Below are 4,787 nucleotides of genomic sequence, written 5' to 3'. Positions count from 1 at the left end.
TTCTATGGATTCCCGCCTTCCTCCGCGATTACGAAGCGCCCGCGCTTCTATCGCTCCGCGCGGGAATGACAGAGAGAAGATGATTTCCGCATTCCTTTGCGCCAAGCGAAAGCAAGCAAGCGGGCGCTCCGCGAGTATGACGGAAAACCCTCCGTCCGTCGCGGAAAAAGGCGGGCATCCATACTTCTCCGTCTGCGCGTTTGATCGCCGCTTTAACGCATACCGTCCCCTCTCTGTCATACCCGTTAAAACGAGTATCCAAATACGCCGAAGGCGCGAGAGATGGATCCCCGCCCTCCTTCGCGATTACGGGCGGCAAACCGCCCTATCGCTCCGCGCGGGAATGACGGCGCTCGCTTATCCAGCCGTTTTTACGCTTCGTTGCGGAAATAAAAACCCTCTCTGCCATACCCGCGAAGGCGGGTATCCATCTCTTTATTGATCGTTGCTCTGGATCCCCGCGTTAAAAAACGCGGGAATGGCAAATAGCGGAAATGACGGAACAAGCGTATGCGTCCCGCTTAAGCAAGCGCTAACTACGCCGACGCTCTTGACAACTTCCCGCTTCTACCATACAAATCTAAGGGACGCGACGTCGCCAGCATAACCGACGCGCGCAAACGCGATTTAAAAGCCGCTTATAACGGGCAAGACCAAAAAAGTCGGGCTATATTTTTGTTTTCTTCGGACGCGGCTTGACGGATTTGCTAGACGATTGCCGACGAGCAAAAACATACTGGTTGCAACCATGACCGCCGGCGCATGTGAATAATTTGCTAAGCGTAAAACCTTTGTCGCGGTAAAACTCAAAGATAACTTCGGGTTTGGCTACCTCGAACGGGTAACCGCCCACCCAATCTATCACGTCTCTATGCGGGGACATTCCCCTGCTCTTGGCGTAGTTGCGCCATGTTTCAAAGGGTTTTAGGCGCAGAAAATCTCTAATTACGGTTGGTCCCCAAATGCGAGGATAGCACAGCGCCACGATTAACGCGCGAATAATTTTTGGCGAGGCGTTATAGGCTCTTTTGATTAACCGCCAACGGCGCGAGGCGCCTCCTAGATCGTTATATATCGAGATAAATAGCCTGCCGTTTGGCGCGACAAGCTTTTCTATATTGGCGAGCGCGTCGAACATAGCGCCCGTATGGTGCAAAACGCCCCATGAATACGCTATGTCAAACTCGCCTAATCCGCTTAAATAATCTCTATCTAAAACGCTGCCTTCGCCAATCGCCCAATTAGGATCGTCCGCGTAGTAGCGGCGTTTAAGCTCCAACGCGCAGGCTACGCTTTTTGGATCGTAGTCGAAACTAACGACATTTGCGCCCAAGCGGCGAGCGGCGAGCGAATGAATCCCGCTGCCGCAACCAGCGTCTAAAAAGCGCTCGCCCTCTAAGGAATCGACCTCTAACATCTTTTTAAGATCGTTTTGCGCCTCTTCGATCTGAAGTTCGCTTAGGTTTTCTAAAAACTTAGCCCAATTATCGCCAAAAGCAAACCGCTCGCCGCGCGCGATCTCTTCGCTCGCGCCGCTTGTCTCTCTCTCTCTCTCTGGATTCGCGCCGCTCATCGTTTATCTCCTTTGTTGGTTTTTATATAGTTAAGCCACAATTGAAACTGCAGTATATTCCACAAATAGTAATGCCAACGTCTATCGCCCGATCGGTGTTCTTGCCACATTCGCGCGATCGGATCGGGGTTAAAAAAACCTTCGCATTTTAGACGATCGACGCTTAATAGATCGTCCGCCCAATCTCTTAAATCCTCTCTTAGCCAGCGATCGATCGGCGCGCCGAAGCCCATTTTCGGGCGATCGATAATCTCTTTTGGAACGTAGCGATAGAGAACCTGCCGCAAAAGCCATTTGCTTTTGCCCTCGCGCGCTAAAAGCCTGCGCGGCAAACTCCACGCGAACTCCGCTAAACGATGATCTAGCATAGGGGCGCGGGTCTCTAAGCTAACGCCCATAGCGGCGCGATCGACCTTGACGAGAATATCGCCGCTTAGATAATCGACCTGATCGAGATAGCGAACCTTGCGGCTAAGATCGCTAATCGCCTTCGCGCTAATTTGCGGCGGCTCGTTCGCGCCCAGCGCTATCTCGTTTGGATTCTTGAAAGAGCTAAGCAGATATAGGTATAACTCCTCCTCGTTTTTGAACGAGGCGATTTTGGCAATATTCGACAGACGATCGCCGACGCGACCAAAGCGCCCCAAAGTCGAAAAAGGCTTGGCTAGCGCGGCGCGAAAAATGGCGGGTAGCCAACCGATTTTTTTAGCGATACGTTCGGCTAAAAAGTAGCGATCGTAGCCTAAAAAAAGTTCGTCGCCGCCGTCGCCGCTTAACGCGACCGTAACATGCCGCCGCGTCATTTGCGCGACTAGGAAAGTCGGTATCTGCGAGCTGTCTCCAAACGGCTCGTCGTATAGTTCTGGCAACTTCTCGATAACGGCGAGCGCGTCCGCGCCCGTTAGGTAAAGCTCCGTGTGATCGGTTTTCAGATGGTTAGCGACAGATAACGCGTGCGGCGCCTCGTTGTATTCCGTTTCGTCAAAACCGATCGTAAAGGTTTTGACGGGGCGAGAGCTTTGCGCCTGCATAAGCGCGACGACCGCGGAGCTATCGACCCCGCCGCTAAGAAACGCGCCCAAAGGCACGTCGGCGATCATCTGAGATTTAATCGAGCGGCGAAGCAGAAAATCGAGAGTGTCGATCGCCTCCGCGTCGCCTAAATCCTCTCTCGGCGTTTTTATAGCCGCGTCTAACGCGTTCCAGTATTGTTTTTCGTTTAGTTCGCCGTTTTTTAGCGTCAAAAAAAAGCCCTGCCGCAGTTTTTTGATCGCTTTATAGATCGAATACGGCGCGTTGATATAACCGCACCGAACAAACATCGCAAGCGCGTCGCGATCGATCGTAGCGTCAAAATCAGGATGCGCCCTCAGCGCTTTTAACTCGGAGGCGAACATAAAAACGCCGTTTGCGAATCCGTAATAAAGCGGCTTTTCTCCAAAACGATCGCGCGCCAAAAAGAGCGCTTTTTCGGCGCGATCCCATAGCGCGAAGGCAAACATGCCAACGCACTTTTGCAGCGTCGTTTCCACGCCCCAAGCGGCGATCGCCTCGATTAGCGTTTCGGTGTCGCTATGCCCGCGCCAATTGATCGGCAGCGAGGCGCGAAGCTCTAAATGGTTGTATATCTCGCCGTTATAGACGATAACAAATCGATCGCTCGCGCTTATCATCGGTTGCGCGCCCGCCGCGCTGAGATCGACGACGGAGAGTCTGCGGTGCGCCAAAACCACGCCGACGCTTTGGTCGATCCATACGCCGCTATCGTCCGGTCCTCTATGCGCGATCGCCTCGCTCATTTTAAGAGCGATTGTTTCGCTAACCGCGCCTCCTAAATAGCCGACTACGCCGCACATAACAGCTCCTCGTAACACGCTTCGTAGCGTTTTACCATATCGCCTATTTCAAAGTTTTTCTCGATTCGATCTCTTGCCCTTTGGCTTAAAACGCGCCGATCTTTTTTGCTTAGCGCAAAAATTTCTAAAACGGCGTCGGCAAGCGCCCGCGCGTCGCCTATTTCAACGATCTTGCCCGTGTCGCCGACAATATAGGCGCTATCCCCCGCGTCCGTCGCGGCGCACGGAACGCCGCAAGCCATCGCCTCGCCCAGCACATTTGGAAAAGCCTCGCCATAGGAAGAGAATGAAACCAAAACGTCTAAAGCCGCGCAGATCGCGGGAATATCCTCGCGAGCGCCGATAAGCGAAAACTTGTCGGTTAGGTTTTTCGCCGCGATCGCCTCCGCAAGCGTTTCGTTCGCGCCGTCGATCCCCTTGCCGACAAGAACAAAACGCGTTCGCGAAACTCTTTTTGCGATCAGAGCAGCCGCCTCGATAAAGCCGATATGATTTTTTTGCGGATCGTATCTTGCGATTAAGCCAATTAGCGGCGTTTGATCGTCGAGCGCCAACTCTTTTCTGATCTTGGCTCTCGCGGCTATATCGGGTTTGAAAACGCTTAGATCAAATCCGTTTGGAATAACTCGCGTTTTGGAGCGATCGTAGCCTAGCTCTTCGTGTATTGTTGCCGCCGCCGCGGAACAAGATATAATAGTTTTTGGCAGCCGTTTTGAGAGCGTTGCGCAGAGTTTTACTACCAGCCTTGTGGAAAGTTTTGTTTTATCCTTGTCGAGATTGGAGTTGCGAATACACCACGCGATCTTTTTTGCGCTCGCGAAACGCGCCGCGATCGCCCCGATTAGATCGGCGTGATACATCCATGTATGAACAATATCGGGCTTTATTCTGCGTAGCGCGATTATAAGCGCGAAAAAATTAAACGGGTTTCTTAAGTTTATAGCTCGAATAGGAAAGCCAAGCGCCTCAAACTTAGGCGTAAGATCGCCGTTTCCGGTTAGCGAAATAACATAAGGGCGAAAACGTCGGCGATCGAGCCTTTCTAATAACTTATACAGCGTCGTCTCCGCGCCGCCAACATTAAGCCCCGTAATAATAAAAGCGATCGTAGTTTGATTAAGCGCCTCAAGCGTCCTATCCGCCATTCTTTCAAGCGAAAAGCGATCGATTACGCTTGATCTGATACGCTCGCCTAGTTCGGGTTCGTTTTTCGATCTCTCAAGCGCATTTTCTATCGCTTTTGCCAACGCTTCAGGCTCTCTTGGAGGAGCGACAAAGCCTAGATCGCCTACGATCTTGGCGCTATCGCCTACGTCCGTAACGGCGCAGATCGCGCCGCAAGCCATCGATTCGGCTAT

The 4,787-nt window shown here is 52.3% G+C and carries 3 protein-coding genes; all 3 read right to left on the bottom strand.

Going from position 1 to position 4,787, the window contains the following annotated elements; all coding sequences use genetic code 11:
- Nucleotides 1–667 precede the first annotated feature (667 nt).
- Nucleotides 668–1,573, bottom strand: coding sequence for a class I SAM-dependent methyltransferase (locus LBF86_08215; protein ID MDR0665483.1), 906 nt, complete (start codon nt 1,571–1,573; stop codon nt 668–670).
- Nucleotides 1,570–3,429 carry an asparagine synthase (glutamine-hydrolyzing) gene (asnB, locus tag LBF86_08210; GenBank protein ID MDR0665482.1) on the bottom strand — a complete coding sequence of 620 codons (1,860 nt, stop codon included), beginning with the start codon at nt 3,427–3,429 and terminating at the stop codon, nt 1,570–1,572. The genes LBF86_08215 and asnB overlap by 4 nt, the downstream gene beginning before the upstream one ends.
- The coding region (locus tag LBF86_08205; GenBank protein MDR0665481.1) for a glycosyltransferase at nt 3,417–4,787 on the bottom strand (1,371 nt) is incomplete at its 5' end. The genes asnB and LBF86_08205, both read right to left, overlap by 13 nt.

This window comes from Helicobacteraceae bacterium, assembly GCA_031258155.1.
Lineage (GTDB): Bacteria > Campylobacterota > Campylobacteria > Campylobacterales > SZUA-545 > JAIRNH01.
Note: the sequence above shows the minus strand (reverse complement) of the source record. Positions and strands in the feature narration are given on the sequence as shown.

Bases quoted from the DNA above. Each gene is read 5' to 3' on its own strand.
- LBF86_08215 (MDR0665483.1), bottom strand. From the start codon at position 1,573: ATGAGCGGCGCGAATCCAGAGAGAGAGAGAGAGACAAGCGGCGCGAGC.
- asnB (MDR0665482.1), bottom strand. From the start codon at position 3,429: ATGTGCGGCGTAGTCGGCTATTTAGGAGGCGCGGTTAGCGAAACAATC.